The following is a 13975-nucleotide window of genomic DNA, read 5'->3' as shown; positions in this document are numbered from 1 at the left end:
AAAGGAGCAAAAATGCAGTACAAACTTATCACAGGTGTTGATGATTCAAAATTTTGTGCGAGGATTACGAAGTTTTTAAATGATGGTTGGAAATTACACGGAAACCCATCGGTGACGTTTAATGGGCAGAGCGTGATCGCAGCGCAAGCGATTGTCAAAGAAGATGACAAAGACATTAAGGCGTGTGGGTTTACGAAATAGAGCTTTACATGTAAAGCTCTTATTGTTAGTCTATACTCTCAAACAACTCAGGTCGATACTCAAAGTGCATGGTGTCGTAGTGGTACCATCTACCACCCCAAATAAAGCCATGTTTTTCAAAAATATCAATAATCTCTTTGGGAAATTCGTTCTGAAAGGCGTAGGTTTTATCCCATTGCCAGTAACGTGAATAGCGTGTTTCTAAATCAATAGCGATGCCGTAGCTGTGTGCGCTAAGACGATTTGTACCTGCAATTTTTCGGTAGTAGTAAGTCCCTGCTGGATTTATCAGGTATTTCATATATTTTTCAGGTAAGCGGTCAAGTTCGTCGGAGATTTTTTGCAGTTGCGCACTTGCGTTTTCATTTTGGTTAAATTTGAGTTTTTTCCCACCGTGACTCTGTAGCCATACCACGTCGGTTAAGTTTTTTTCTATCTCTTTTTTACTCTCGCCATAAAGTTTTTTCAAAAACGCATCATTGCGAAAGCGACCTGGGTCGTCATTGAGGGCTGGGGGTGCGATAGGTGCAAAAGCGGGATACTTCCCAGTAAACATATCTTCAATGTCCGCATTTTCAAGCAATTCATTAAAGCTTTTTTCTTTTTTATCATCATACGCAAGGCTACTTCCATCCATAAAATAGACGCTGTTGTCTTTAATATTTTTAACACTAGGGTATTTGTACACGAGGTTATGGCTTGTGGTTTTTGTAGGTTTAGTGATACCCTCTACACGGTTGATAAGCAGTCCCGCTTCTGGCACATTGGGCTGATTCGCCCCCACATAAAGGTCGGTAATGACGGCTTTGCCGATGATATTTCTTCCCTCTTTTCCATTTTCTAGGGTACGAACACCCCAAACATTGTGCATGACAAGAGGTTTACCTTCAAATTCACCTGCGTAGAGCATAATGTGACCTTTGAGGTAGATAAGACTTAAAAAGGCTATACCGTTTTTTAAGATCATGGCTTCTTTTTCCTTTGGTGACAAATCTTTCAGGGAGATATACTCTCCAAAACTCTTCTGAGCGGCTGAATTTCTGGGTATCCACACCCCAAAAGGGGCTAGAAAATCACGGGTCATGGCAGAGCAATCACGATTTTGCAAGTATCCACCCCAACCATATTTTTCGCCTAATAGGGTTGAAGAGAGTTGTTCTACATTCTCTTTTGAAAAAGCAATAGGTACAGGTTTGGCAAAACTTTTTGGAACAAAAAGAGTCATTTTATACGCTCTATCCGTAACATCTTTGGTGTAAATGAAGGCATGGTAAAAGTTCTCATCTTCCCCTTCAATAGGAAAAAGTGCGCCTACTTTAGCGTAAGTGACAAAGTGTTGTTGGGCGTTATAAAGAGGCACATTATCGTGGATGATAGCCACTTTGGGTGCTTGAAGGATGGCTGTACGCTCCATTGCCTCTAGCCAAACAAAACTGTGACTAGGAACCCACCCCGCCGCAAAAGAGCTCTCCACATACGCCCACGCTCCATCTCGTGAGTAGTGTGATACAAAAATGGGTTCTGCAATGTGAATTTGCGAGGTTTGCAAATAATCAAACGGATACCCCTCTCCTGGAAGGGTGGTTTTTTTAAAAAAAGGTTTGTGAGTTGGGAGGGAGCGCATTTGCTCGTTTTGCGTCATCATAGCATAAGCATTGACACTGCCATACGCTTCAAAATTGGTACTTTTAATGAGCGTGTCTATCTCTTCATCGCCGATCAGCTGTAAATTTTCACCATAGTAACGCCCTTTAATGCCATAGGATTTATTCGCCCATGAGGCGTCTTCTTTTTTATGTGTTAAATGCGTTTTAAACCACGGTTTATAGTAACGGTAGGTGAAATCTTCCTGCGCAATAGTGTGTGGTGCAATGTTTTGCGTTAATGCATCTACCCGTTGCGGATAAAGAAGTATCGCTTGGGAATCCCCACTGAGTGCAGAGGGTGTTTGCGTCTGCTCTTTCATGGCACAACCACTAAGCAAAAGAAGGTTACATGTAAAAAGAAATAGCATGCGGTATTGCACGGTTTACCCCTTTATTTTGGTACGTGCTATAATAGCAAAAACAACTTAGGATACCCATTGAGCCTTTCGTTAAAACTCATTGAAATTTTACAAACACGCCATGTGTTGCTGACAGGCGGTGCGGGTGTTGGCAAGAGCTATCTTGTCGGCGAGGTCGTGACAAATCTTCGAAAAATTGGCAAACAAGTGGTCGTTTTAGGAAGCACGGGCGTGAGTGCGGTGAATGTCAATGGTCAAACGGTGCACAGCTTTTTTGCTTTTGGCATTTGTGCTCATTTGGATGAGCTGATGCGCCATGACCGTTATGCCAAAGCGAGGCTTTCTGAGATTAAAAAAGTGCTTGCACGGTGTGATTTGCTGGTGATTGATGAGATTAGCATGGTTTCAGCGGATTTACTCGATATGATTTATTACCGCCTGCGCAACAATGGTTTTGAGGGCAGTATCCTTTTTGTGGGTGATTTTTTTCAACTTCCACCTGTTTCCAAAGGCAAAGAGGGCTCTTTACTCGGCGGTCTTGAGTATGCGTTTGAGAGCAGTGCATGGAGTGCGTTTAATCCTAGGGTTGTAGAGCTGACCAAAACAAAACGAACGCAAGATGAGCGTTTTTTTGAGCATTTGCGTTTGATTCGAAAAGGGACATTAACGCCAGAGACACTCTCCTATTTGGAAGCTTTGCGTGGCAATGTGAATGTTTGGGAGGCGGAGCCTACGGTTTTATTTGGTAGAAATAAAGAGGCGGAGCTTTTGAACATTCAAAAATTAGCGCAAATCAAGAGTGAACCCATCCTCCTTAAAGCCAAAGAAAAAGTGCACGAAAAATCTTTACATGTAAATAAAATCGAAGGGTGGAAAAATGCCCTTCCTGTACCTGCGGATTTAACCCTTAAAGTGGGAGCAAAAGTGCTTTTTTGTACGAATAAATGGGGCAAATACTATAACGGTGAGCGGGGCATTGTGCATGCCATTGATGAAAAAGAGGTGGTGGTTGAAAAAGAGGGTGATTTGGTAAGAGTGGAGCGTCAAGAGTACACTCTGCATGAAAACGTGCTTTTAAATGGCGAAGTGCAGGATAAACCCTTAGTTTCCCTTGAGCAGTTTCCTCTCAAACTAGCCTACGCTATTACGATTCATAAATCTCAGGGCATGAGCATCGACTCACTCGTATGTAACATCAACACCATTTTTGAAAAGAGCCAATTTTACGTGGCTATTTCACGATCACGCTACCCTGAGGGGCTTTTAATTGACTACCAATACGCGCGTTTTGCTGAGCATGTCAAGCGGTGTGTTCAGGTCTCGCCAAAAGTAGGAGAGTTTTACGAAAAATCGGAGATTTTATACATAGAAGAGATGCCTAGCGATTCACTTTTTGATGGCTTTTGACGATTTACATGTAAAGAACAATGAGGAGGTATTTATGAATCTTAATGCAACCTACAGCAGTACATCAAATGCTACATACAGTGCAAAGTCAGCTGTGACAGTGAGTGAAGCACAAGAGAAAAATCTTAGTGCCAAGGAGATTGTTAATGGCTACATTACACAGTACATGGAAGAGGTGCTTGTAGAGGCTAAAAAAAGCTTTAGCTCACAAGCCGATACCTTTCGTTTGGCAGATATTGGCTACACGGGAAAGCCTTTAAGTGAATTGAGCCAAAGTGAAGCATCAGAGCTTGTCTCCGAAGATGGCTTTTTTGGCATTGCTCAAACGAGTGAGCGCATTGCCAATTTTGTCATTGGTGGTGCGGGAGATGATATGCAAAAACTGCAAGCAGGACGAGAGGGAATGCTCAGAGGTTTTGCGGAAGCTGAGCAGATGTGGGGTGGAAAATTGCCTGAAATTAGCTATACTACGATGCAACAAGCACTCGAAAAAGTGGATGCCAGAATTAAAGAACTTGGCGGAAATGTGCTTGATACATCCGTCTAAAAAGGCAAGTATGCGATACATTGTTTTTATCTTTTTATCTTTACATGTAAGCGTGTTTGCTGAGACATTGGCGTTAGAGCATTTCAACGCCAATGTCTTTTCAAAGCTTGATAAAAGACCTGTGGAAGTGAGCGTAAGTTTGGTATTTGAGGGCAATGAGATTAAAAAGAGTGAGCATAAAGCCGTTGATGCGTTAAATATCGTTATTGGAAGTTATTATGCTGAGGATTTGGTGACTTCTAGGGGCAAAGAACTCTTCAAATCGACCTTAATTGCCTATGCGAAAAAAACACATAACCTCGTTATTGATGCTCTTTACATTAAAGAGTTGAGTATTAAAACCAATCCTACAACGCAAGAGATTATTGAGGCGATTAAAAAAGAGGCACTTTTTCAGCAAAAAAGTAGTGCGCCTAAAACTACCCAACAGCCTCAGCAACACGCATCTCCTTCACAACCTTTTCAACCACTCAACTTAGCGCCACCCCTTCCAAAACGTTCACTTCTTCCCGATGAAAATGCCGTTAATTTTTAAGAAGAGAGATGCCTTCAGGATGCTTTGAAAAGAATATGTTAAAATCGCCTATTATTTACTAAAAAGTGTGGAAATGAAGAACTTCGAAATTGCCAAAAGTGTTTTTAAAGATAGCATTGATACTTCGTTCTATTTTGATAGTACGAGTGCGGAATTAGTTCGTAAAACACTCATTGAGACATTAAAAGAGAAAAAGCATGATGTGCTCTTTCTTTTGGGTGAGCCAGGGGTTGGAAAAACGCACACGCTTTTGATGCTTCATCACTCTCCACTTTTCGTTTTAGAATCTGTTTTTATGGATAATCCTTGCTTTGAGTGGCATGAACTTTTTTTAAAGCTTTATACCCTTAAAGGATTACCCTTTGATGAAACAGAGGCACAAGAGGTACATGAAGTATTTTTATATGAGTTGTACGCAGAAGAGAAGTGTACGATTTTCATTGATGAGGCGCAACTTTTAAGTGAACGCCAATATGAAATACTCGCACGATTAGTGCGTTTAAAATCTTTTCAATGTGTTTTTGCCTTGCATAAAGAGGATGAAAAAAAAGTTCTTTCACAGCCTTTATTGAAGCCTTTTGTGGCAAAGAGTATTGTTTATGGAATGTTGCATGAGCGTGAGTTGTACCGTTATCTTCAAGCGCAGTTAATGGCACATTCGCAAGGTGAAATTGCTTTAATGTTTTCAATTCGTGATGCCAAAAAAATTGCTCGTTATGCTAAAGGTAATTTTCGTACGATTAAAAAATTTTTCTATGCGCTTTTTAAATTGCTTGATTTTGCTCAAAAAAATGACAAATCTAAATACACAACCATTAACCGATGTGTTTTAACCATGACGGCATTGGACATAGGAATCATTCGTGACGCATAATCGATTTGAAGAACTTGAAAAACGTTGTAAAACGCTCTATAAAAAACAGTTGCTTAAAATAGGCGCTGGGGTAATTGGTGTTGGCGTTGTGTGTGTGGGAAGTATATTATCGTTAAAGCAAACACCGCCTCAAGAGGTTTTAGTTTCTCAGACGCTCTCTTTGCCTCTGAGCGAAGAAGCTCAAACGCCAAAGCCTCATGAGCGTGTAGAGGATGTGAATGAAACGGTTGTTGAAGTCGTAGAAGTAGAAAAAGAGCCTGAAGCATTCAACGAGCCTGTTTTATTTTTAGCGCCACACTTCACCCCTAAAAAAAAGGCGAAATTGCCTCAAAAAGAGATAGAAGCCGCCAATCATCTTTTGCATACGGAAAGAGTGCTGATGAACCATTTTCAGCAAATGTCGAATTATGAAAACGCGTATGCCTTAGCCCAATTTTATTTTGAGCAAAAAGCGTATTATGAGGCGATTGCGTGGACAAAAAAAGCCAATAAACTCAATCCTAACAGTGACGTAACATGGCTTATTTATGCAAAATCCAAATTTGCTTTGGGTGAAGTAGAGGTTGCTATTGATGCTTTAGAGCGTATTTTAGAGTATATCAAATCCAAAGAGTTACAAGAGCTTTTAGAATTTTACAAAGGACAACAATGAAACTTTTGATTGTAGTGAGTGTTTTTGTATGCCATTCTCTTTATGCTTATTCGTATAATGATGTCTTAAAAGATTATCAAGCGAAGCGTTATGAAAAGGTGTGTTCAGATGGAGCGGAGTTTTATCTGAAAAATGAGCGCAATGAACAGATTTTGGTTGCTATTGGCGATGCGTGTGCGAAAGTGGATGCCATTCAACCCTTAAGTTATATCAGTAAAAATCTTATTAGCACCAAAGAGTACCGTGAAAGTGCCTCCTACTTTACAACCTTAATGCTTCAAAAAAAGCTTATTTATCAATTTATGCATGATGCTATCAATCTTAAAGAGCTTCTCCTCCCTCGTACCGATCACGTGCTTTCTCGTGTTTTTGAGGAGCTCTCCAAGGGAAATTATAAAGTTGTCGAAAAGCGTATAGAGATTGGTACACCGCAGATGAACTATCTTTTATGGTTGAGCGATGATGAACCTAAGCGTGTCTACATTGATGAGCACAAAGAGGGTAAATTGGTACAGCGTCATTGGTATTTGTAAGGGATTTACTTTGTTTTAGGCTCTTTTTGACTAGAATGCGACCTCAAAAATTTTTCTAGGATAGTTATGCCTCTAAGCCGACTTAATACTGAACAAAAAAGTGCTGCTACAGCACCATCAGGTTACAATCTTATCATTGCCAGTGCGGGAACGGGGAAAACCTCGACCATCGTTGCAAGGCTAGCGTATTTATTAAAAAATGGCGTTGCACCCTCAAAAATTTTGCTATTAACGTTTACCAATAAAGCTGCCGCTGAGATGATAGAGCGTGTGAGTGCTTTTTTCCCTCAATCCATCACCTCGCAAATTGAATCAGGCACGTTTCACGCCGTGAGTTACCGTTTGCTTAAAAAAATGGGCTCAAACATTGTGCTTAAACAGCCTAAAGATCTTAAAATTTTACTCAAAAGCATTGTGGAGCGAAGGCGATTTGACCACATTGAATCAGGTGTCAAAGCGTACAGTGCGCAGTATTTGTATGATTTGTTTTCACTCTATCAAAACAGCACCGTCACACAGAGTTTTACGCAGTGGCTAGAGGAAAATGACAGCGAACATGGTGTGTTCTTTGATATTTATGAAGATATTTTTGAGGAGTTTCAAGCCTTAAAACGAGAGTTTGGCTATGTGGACTTTAATGACTTACTCATCTTTATGCGTGAGGCGTTGAAGAAGGAGCATGAACTCTTTTTTGAAGAGGTGTTAATTGATGAGTATCAAGATACTAACACCCTGCAAGGCTCACTCATCGATGCGTTTCGCTCCAAATCACTTTTTTGCGTGGGGGATTATGACCAGAGTATTTATGCGTTTAATGGCGCAAATATCGATATTATTGGCTCGTTTGCCAAGCGTTATGAAGGGGCGAATGTTTTTACGCTCAATAAAAACTATCGCTCATCCCATAAAATTCTCTCTTTGGCGAATCGTGTCATTGAGAAAAATCCAAGACTCTATGAAAAGCGTTTGGAAGTGACCCGTGATGGAGCGTTTGAAGCGCCACAACTGCTCATTTACGATGAACTGTTTGCCCAGTACCACTCTATCTCCTCGCTCATTAAAAATTCACGTAATGCTCACGCTGATATTGCCGTTATTTTTCGCAATAACTCCAGTGCCGATGGCATTGAAGCCACCTTAAGAGAGCAGGGCGTTGCGTGTAAACGTAAAGGGGGCATTAGCTTTTTTGACTCTGCTGAAGTCAAAGCCATGCTGGATTTGGTGGGAGTCGTGGTCAATCCTAAAGATATGATGGCGTTTATTCACACCTTTGAGTATGCTAGAGGTGTGGGAAGCTCCCTCTCCAAAGAGCTTTTTGATGGCTTGTTTAAACTAGGAGAGGGCAATATCTACAACGGTTTTTTTCATCCCAAAGCAGGTGTTGAGGAGATTTTTAAGAAACGTCCTAAAAACCACCAGTTAGGGCTTTTTGATGATGTGTATGATCTAGGCAGTGTAAGTCGTTTTTATGATTTGGGGTTTGAAGAGCAGTTCTTATCGAACCCCATTTTAAAACACCCTCGTTTAAGCATTGATGGTGCAAAGTTTTTGCACCAGTTTTATAAATTTATGAAACATGCCACACGCATTAAGACCCCACAAAGTCTTATCAATCACGTCTTAAGCTCCGAAGTGTTTAGCGCCATGGCTGAAACCCTCTCGGTGAAGCGCTCCATTAAAAAAGATGGTAGTGTGGATGAGAAGCAAAAAGCAGAAGCTCGCTCTCGTATCTTTCGTAAAGGGCATTTGCTCAAAGATTTGGCAAGTTCGTATGCTTCTAGTGAGCGGTTTTTAAATGCGCTAACGCTGGGCAGTAATGAGATGAGTGAGGGCGAGGGGGTGAATTTGCTCAGTATTCACGCCAGTAAAGGGCTTGAGTTTAAAGAGGTTTATGTGATTGATTTGATGGATGGACGCTTTCCTAACCGTAAACTGATGCAAAAAGGCGGAAGCCTTGAAGAGGAGCGACGCCTCTTTTACGTGGCAACCACACGGGCAAAAGATATGCTCTACCTCTCCTATGCGAAGTATGACAAGATTAAGAAGATCAGCTACACGCATTCACCCTTTTTAGTTGAAGCGGGCATGGTACAATAGCCTTTTTCATAACCTATTGAAAAAAGAGTATCGCTCATAGCACATCACTTTTCAAAACTAAAAACATCGCCATAGCTTTGGCTATGACTCAATTTTGAGTTTTAAAAATTAACGCACTCTAAGCAAACTCTTTATCTTTTCAAAGGTTATAAAAATGACTATAATTTTTAAAGCCTTACCTTATTTAAATGAGATAAAATAACTCCTAAAAAGAGAGGGGTTTTTTATGCACACCAATGAATTAATCCATGAGGATTCTCCTTATTTACTCCAACACGCTCACAACCCCGTCCATTGGATGGCATGGAGCGATAAAGCGCTACAAAAAGCCAAAAATGAAAACAAGCTGATTTTTCTCTCCATCGGGTATAGCACCTGTCATTGGTGTCATGTGATGGAGCGAGAGACCTTTGAGGACGAAGTGAGTGCAAAGCTGCTCAACGACTCATACATAAGCATCAAAGTCGATCGTGAAGAGATGCCAGATTTGGATAAATACTACCAAGACGTGCATTATCTGCTCACCAAACGCAGTGGTGGTTGGCCGCTGAGTATCATTATGACACCCACACAGCAGGTTATTTTTGCAGGAACATATCTGCCACCTCAAAGTATGCAAGGACGCATGGGATTTCGTGAACTGACCAGTTTCATCAAAGGTAAGTTTGACGATGATTTTGAGGAAGTTCAAAAGAGTGCGCAGAGTATTGAAGCAGCACTTAAGCAGTATGAGCGCAGTTTTGAGCAAAAAGAGCACATTGATAAAGAGCGTGTTTTAGAAGCGTTTGTGCGCAATGTCAAAGCAAGTTATGATGATGTCTCTAAAGGTGTAGGACATGCTCCAAAATTCCCACATGCTTCAACATGGAATGCTCTTTTAGATATTTACGCCCAAACCAAAAACCTTGAAGCGTTGTATATGAGTGAAGATGCACTTTTAGCCATGGCAAATGGAGGCATCAACGACCAAATCGAAGGTGGATTTTACCGTTACAGTGTCGATGAAGCATGGGTGATTCCTCATTTTGAAAAGATGCTTTATACCAATGCTGAGCTGATCGAAGTCTATGCCAAACTGTACACTCTGACACAAAAACCGCTGTTTAAAGAGGTCGTCGATAAAACCATCGAAGCGATGGATGAGCGCTTTTTAAAAGAGGGACTTTACCTCAGTGCGAGTGACGCAGACTCTGAAGGAGAAGAGGGTAAATACTTTGTGTTTGGTTTTAAAGAAGCCAAAGAAGCGCTTTTAAAAGGAGGCCTCAGTGAGGTCGAAACCAAAACCGTGATGGACTATTTTGGCATCACAAAGTTTGGCAATTTTGAACACCAGAGCACTAATCCTGTGATTACATGTAATGAAAAACCTGCTCGGTTGAATGACGCTGTTGTTATTTTAAAAGAGGAACGTCAAAAGGTAGCGTATCCGTTTATCGACACCAAAATTTTGACCTCGTGGAACGCTTTAATGATCACAGCACTTTTTGAGGCAGGTAAAATTGAGAAAGCGAAAAATGTGTTAGATACGCTTTTAAGCACGTTACATGTAAACGGCGTTTTGTACCATCAAATCGTCTTAGGTGGCAGTTTGAAAGTGGAAGCATTGCTCGAAGATTATGCTTTTGTGATTGAAGCGTTACTACGTGGCTACACACATACGAAAGAGACACATTACTTGGAATTAGCAAAAAAGTTAAGCCATGAGGCAGAGCATAAATTTTACAAAGAAGAGACGTGGTATCTCTCCGACAAAGCCTTTCGTGCTAAGGCCGTTTTGGAAGACAATAGCTACAAAAGCCCACTCTCAACGATGATTAAAAATCTTTTTGAATTGGCGAAGATTGAAGATGACACCGCACTGTCTGTTCGTGTGAAAGATATGTTGGAGAGTTTTGGCTCAGGGATTCAAAAGTATGCCCATGCGTATCCTGAAGCGGTGAGGGCAATAACGCTTTACATGCAAAGAGGTTAGCTCTCTTTTTTTCTTTACATGTATAATATTTTTCTTAGATAACATAAAGTCAACTCGCATTTCCGTTTTTGCGTAGCAAAATTGGCATATTTCTTGAATTAGATTTTACCTTGAAAACAAAAAGTGTGCCAAAAGAAACGTCGGGTTGATCGACTTGTTAGATGTTGTCTGTATCAAAAAAATCATTATCAACAGCTTTTACTTCATATATGTTTTTTGTTTGAACACCAATACCATGCTTAAACATTAGATCAACCAGTCTTTGACCATTGACCAAAATTATTTTATGACGTGCATCCTTTGCTTTAATTTTTGCATGTTCATCATAGTCTGATGTTGTAACAAAAATTCCTTTTTCAGTATCTCCACTCATTGCTCCAATAAAATTACGAATATCAGTTTCTCGAACTTTCCCATCGGTGAATCTTTTCGCTTGAATATAAATTTTACTTAAACCTAATTGATCTTCATTTATAATTCCATCTATTCCCCCATCTCTCGATTTTGGAGTTTCAACAAATTCCCCATAGCCCATTTTTTTAAGCAATAATAATACAACTTTTTCAAAGTAATAAGGATTAACATTTTTTAATCGTTCAAGCAATTCAGTTTTTACATAATTTTCAATTTGAGAAAAACCATTATCTATTAATTCTTGGGGTGTTTGATTGGTATTGGTATCAATATCATTAATTTCGTTATCTTCAGTACTTTGTACATTTCTTGTCTTGAATTCATTAAATTCTTCAAATTGTTTTAAAAATTTATTGTTGATAACTTTAGGTTTACTAGACAATACATTTTTACCACGAGTAGTAATAATAAAATATCCTCTTTTTGGATATTCAATTAAACCTGCTTTCTTTAGGTATGTTTTCGCCCAACCAACTCTATTATCAAAAATGGGTTGAGTACCACTTGGCAACAAAACGCTTCTTTGTTCGGGAGTTAAATTATATTTCGTTGAGAGTAACTCAATAATATTTTGTAACAAATGCTCATTACCATCACCAGAAATTTCTAGCAATGGCAACATTAAACTTTGATAATCAGGAATTACATTCATATATACTCCATTTTAATTAATTCCAGTAGGTTCCATCTAACTATTTATGCAAAGAACATTATATACAAAACAGTTTGATATGCACAAATAAATGAAGGATATAAATGTAGCTTTTACATGTAAGGAAAAATCCTTACATGTAAAGCATGTTTTAAAGCGCTTTAGCGATAAAACGGTTCAAACGTTTTGCAAACGCGGCGGTATCTTCTATCTTCATTCCTTCTTGAAGTTTGGCTTGATCCAAAAGCAAGAAAGCAATGTCATTAAGCTCTAAAAGATCAGATTTGGCACTTAATTTTTTGAAAATTTCATGCTCAGGATTGATCTCTAAGATAGGCTTAACGGCTGGGAGATTGTCCTGTCCCATCTGTTTTAGCATCTGTTGCATTTGGAAGTCTGGGTCGTTTTTATCGTACACGAGGCATGATGGAGAATCGCTCAAACGACTGGAGATTTTGACATCTTTGGCATCGTCTTTAAGGATCTCTTTCATTTTGACTAAAATCTCTTTGTAGGTTTTCTCATCCTCTTCGACTTTCGCTTTATCTTCTTTGATCTCTTCGTCAATGTCAGAGTTATTGACCGGTTTGATTGGGGTTTTATCGTATTCACCGACCATTGGGAAGACGATGGCATCCACTTCTTCATCAAGGAGTAGAACTTCAATGTCTTTGGCTTTAAACTGCTCAATGAGTGGAGAATTGCGCAGTAATTTCTCATTTTCACCCGTGATGTAGTAAATGCTTTTTTGATCTTCTTTCATCGCCTCTTTGTACTCTTTAAGGCTTACTAAACCATCTCTTTTTGAAGATTTGAAAAGTACTAATTCAAGCAAGGCTTCTTTGTTTTCCCAGTCGTTGTAAAGACCTTCTTTAATGACACGCCCAAAGTTTTTGTAGAACTCTAGGTATTTATCGTTCTCTTTTTCTTTGAGTGATTTAAGTTCGCTGAGGATTTTTTTCACCGAAGTTTTTTTGATGGTCTCTAGCACTTTGTTTTGTTGTAAAATCTCACGGCTGACGTTGAGTGGTAGGTCTTCCGCATCGATGATACCTTTGACAAAACGAAGGTAGGTTGGCAATAACTCTTTCTCATCGTCCGTAATGAAAACGCGTTTAACATAGAGTTTAACACCCGGTTTATAGTCCATTCTAAACAAATCCATTGGAGGAGTGGAAGGAATGTAGAAGAGGGTGGTGTATTCATATTTACCCTCAGCCTTTGTGTGGCTCCAAAGAAGTGGATCGGTGCTATCGTGAGAGATTTGTTGGTAAAAGTCTTTGTACTCTTCAGGTTTGATTTGGCTTTTGGCGACTGTCCAAAGGGCACTGGCTTTGTTGATTTGCTCGTTTTTAATCTCAGAGCTTTTTTCTTTGCCCTCATCATCATACTTTTTCACTTCTTTGTCCATAAAAATAGGGAAAGGAATGTGGTTTGAGTATTTTTTGATGACACTTTGAATGCGGTAAAACTCTAAAAATTCATCTTCATCGTCTTTAAGGTAAAGGGTAATGGACGTACCATGGCTCTCTTTGGTCACTTCAGCGATGTCATACTCAGCTCCTGCTTCACTGCTCCACATATAGGCTTTTTCTTCGCCAGCTTTGCGACTTATGACTTCGATTTTGTTGGCAACCATAAAAGCAGAGTAGAAGCCAACACCAAATTGACCGATGAGGCTAGAGTCTTTCTTTTTGTCACCACTGAGGTTTTGTAAAAATGATTTGGTACCACTTTTAGCGATGGTTCCGAGATTTTCGATTAACTCTTCTTCATTCATACCAATACCGCTGTCGCTAAGTGTTAGTGTCTTAGTTTCTTTATTGATGGCAATGTCAATACGTGGCACATAAGAAAGTGCTTTGTAGGTATCGTCGGTTAGTGTGAGGTAGTTTAACTTATCGAGTGCATCGGACGCATTGGAGATAAGTTCACGTAAAAAAATCTCTTTGTTTGAATACAAAGAGTGAATCATAAGATCGAGAAGTTGTGTTACTTCGGTTTGAAATTGATGTTTTGACATAGTCGATTTCCTTTAGTAATTGGATTTTTTCAAGTGCTTTACATGTAAAGAAAAAAGCACTTT

12 protein-coding genes are annotated in these 13975 nt (G+C 39.6%); 9 read left to right on the top strand and 3 right to left on the bottom strand.

Annotated elements, in window-relative coordinates; all coding sequences use genetic code 11:
* The first annotated feature begins 12 nt into the window (after positions 1-12).
* A complete protein-coding gene (locus tag SDEL_RS07170) occupies positions 13-201 on the top strand; it encodes a DUF1737 domain-containing protein (protein WP_012857187.1) in 189 nt (62 codons plus the stop codon).
* Positions 202-226: 25 nt separating this feature from the next.
* Here SDEL_RS07170 and SDEL_RS07165 read toward each other — a convergent pair whose 3' ends face one another.
* Entirely contained in the window at positions 227-2227 is a 2001-nt protein-coding gene (locus SDEL_RS07165; RefSeq protein ID WP_012857186.1) for an NlpC/P60 family N-terminal domain-containing protein, read from the bottom strand.
* A 57-nt stretch (positions 2228-2284) separates the two neighbouring features.
* Here SDEL_RS07165 and SDEL_RS07160 point away from each other — a divergent pair, with 57 nt between their 5' ends.
* The 8 genes from SDEL_RS07160 to SDEL_RS07125 all read left to right on the top strand — a co-directional run bounded on the left by SDEL_RS07160 (position 2285) and on the right by SDEL_RS07125 (position 10823).
* Positions 2285-3613: an ATP-dependent DNA helicase gene (locus SDEL_RS07160; RefSeq protein ID WP_012857185.1), complete on the top strand. Its 1329-nt coding sequence runs from the start codon at positions 2285-2287 to the stop codon at positions 3611-3613.
* 34 nt (positions 3614-3647) lie between these two features.
* Positions 3648-4160, top strand: a complete 513-nt coding sequence (locus SDEL_RS12290) for a hypothetical protein (protein ID WP_012857184.1) — start codon at positions 3648-3650, stop codon at positions 4158-4160.
* Positions 4161-4170: 10 nt separating this feature from the next.
* The gene (locus SDEL_RS07150) at positions 4171-4695 is read left to right on the top strand and encodes a flagellar basal body-associated FliL family protein (protein WP_012857183.1); all 525 of its coding nucleotides are present in this window, start codon (positions 4171-4173) and stop codon (positions 4693-4695) included.
* 73 nt (positions 4696-4768) lie between these two features.
* The gene (locus SDEL_RS07145; protein WP_012857182.1) at positions 4769-5569 is read left to right on the top strand and encodes an ATP-binding protein; all 801 of its coding nucleotides are present in this window, start codon (positions 4769-4771) and stop codon (positions 5567-5569) included.
* A complete protein-coding gene (locus SDEL_RS11700; protein WP_012857181.1) occupies positions 5559-6221 on the top strand; it encodes a CDC27 family protein in 663 nt (220 codons plus the stop codon). Before SDEL_RS07145 ends, SDEL_RS11700 begins: the two co-directional genes overlap by 11 nt.
* Entirely contained in the window at positions 6218-6754 is a 537-nt protein-coding gene (locus SDEL_RS07135; RefSeq protein ID WP_012857180.1) for a hypothetical protein, read from the top strand. Before SDEL_RS11700 ends, SDEL_RS07135 begins: the two co-directional genes overlap by 4 nt.
* 66 nt (positions 6755-6820) lie before the next feature.
* A complete protein-coding gene (locus tag SDEL_RS07130) occupies positions 6821-8851 on the top strand; it encodes an ATP-dependent helicase (protein WP_012857179.1) in 2031 nt (676 codons plus the stop codon).
* Between the two features lie 226 nt (positions 8852-9077).
* A complete protein-coding gene (locus SDEL_RS07125; RefSeq protein ID WP_012857178.1) occupies positions 9078-10823 on the top strand; it encodes a thioredoxin domain-containing protein in 1746 nt (581 codons plus the stop codon).
* Between the two features lie 157 nt (positions 10824-10980).
* Here the strand turns inward: SDEL_RS07125 and SDEL_RS07120 are convergent, their stop codons facing one another.
* Entirely contained in the window at positions 10981-11889 is a 909-nt protein-coding gene (locus SDEL_RS07120; RefSeq protein WP_012857177.1) for a restriction endonuclease, read from the bottom strand.
* A gap of 151 nt (positions 11890-12040) precedes the next feature.
* Entirely contained in the window at positions 12041-13912 is a 1872-nt protein-coding gene (gene htpG / locus SDEL_RS07115) for a molecular chaperone HtpG (protein ID WP_012857176.1), read from the bottom strand.
* Between the last annotated feature and the right edge of the window lie 63 nt (positions 13913-13975).

The organism is Sulfurospirillum deleyianum DSM 6946, assembly GCF_000024885.1.
Lineage (GTDB): Bacteria > Campylobacterota > Campylobacteria > Campylobacterales > Sulfurospirillaceae > Sulfurospirillum > Sulfurospirillum deleyianum.
This window is presented reverse-complemented; position numbering and strand designations above follow the sequence as displayed.

What these genes read in the sequence shown, in the direction of transcription:
- SDEL_RS07120 (WP_012857177.1), bottom strand. Translation starts at nt 11,889, where the DNA reads ATGAATGTAATTCCTGATTATCAAAGTTTAATGTTGCCATTGCTAGAA.
- SDEL_RS07130 (WP_012857179.1), top strand. Translation starts at nt 6,821, where the DNA reads ATGCCTCTAAGCCGACTTAATACTGAACAAAAAAGTGCTGCTACAGCA.
- SDEL_RS12290 (WP_012857184.1), top strand. Translation starts at nt 3,648, where the DNA reads ATGAATCTTAATGCAACCTACAGCAGTACATCAAATGCTACATACAGT.
- SDEL_RS07170 (WP_012857187.1), top strand. Translation starts at nt 13, where the DNA reads ATGCAGTACAAACTTATCACAGGTGTTGATGATTCAAAATTTTGTGCG.
- SDEL_RS07145 (WP_012857182.1), top strand. Translation starts at nt 4,769, where the DNA reads ATGAAGAACTTCGAAATTGCCAAAAGTGTTTTTAAAGATAGCATTGAT.
- SDEL_RS07125 (WP_012857178.1), top strand. Translation starts at nt 9,078, where the DNA reads ATGCACACCAATGAATTAATCCATGAGGATTCTCCTTATTTACTCCAA.
- SDEL_RS07150 (WP_012857183.1), top strand. Translation starts at nt 4,171, where the DNA reads ATGCGATACATTGTTTTTATCTTTTTATCTTTACATGTAAGCGTGTTT.
- SDEL_RS07135 (WP_012857180.1), top strand. Translation starts at nt 6,218, where the DNA reads ATGAAACTTTTGATTGTAGTGAGTGTTTTTGTATGCCATTCTCTTTAT.
- htpG (WP_012857176.1), bottom strand. Translation starts at nt 13,912, where the DNA reads ATGTCAAAACATCAATTTCAAACCGAAGTAACACAACTTCTCGATCTT.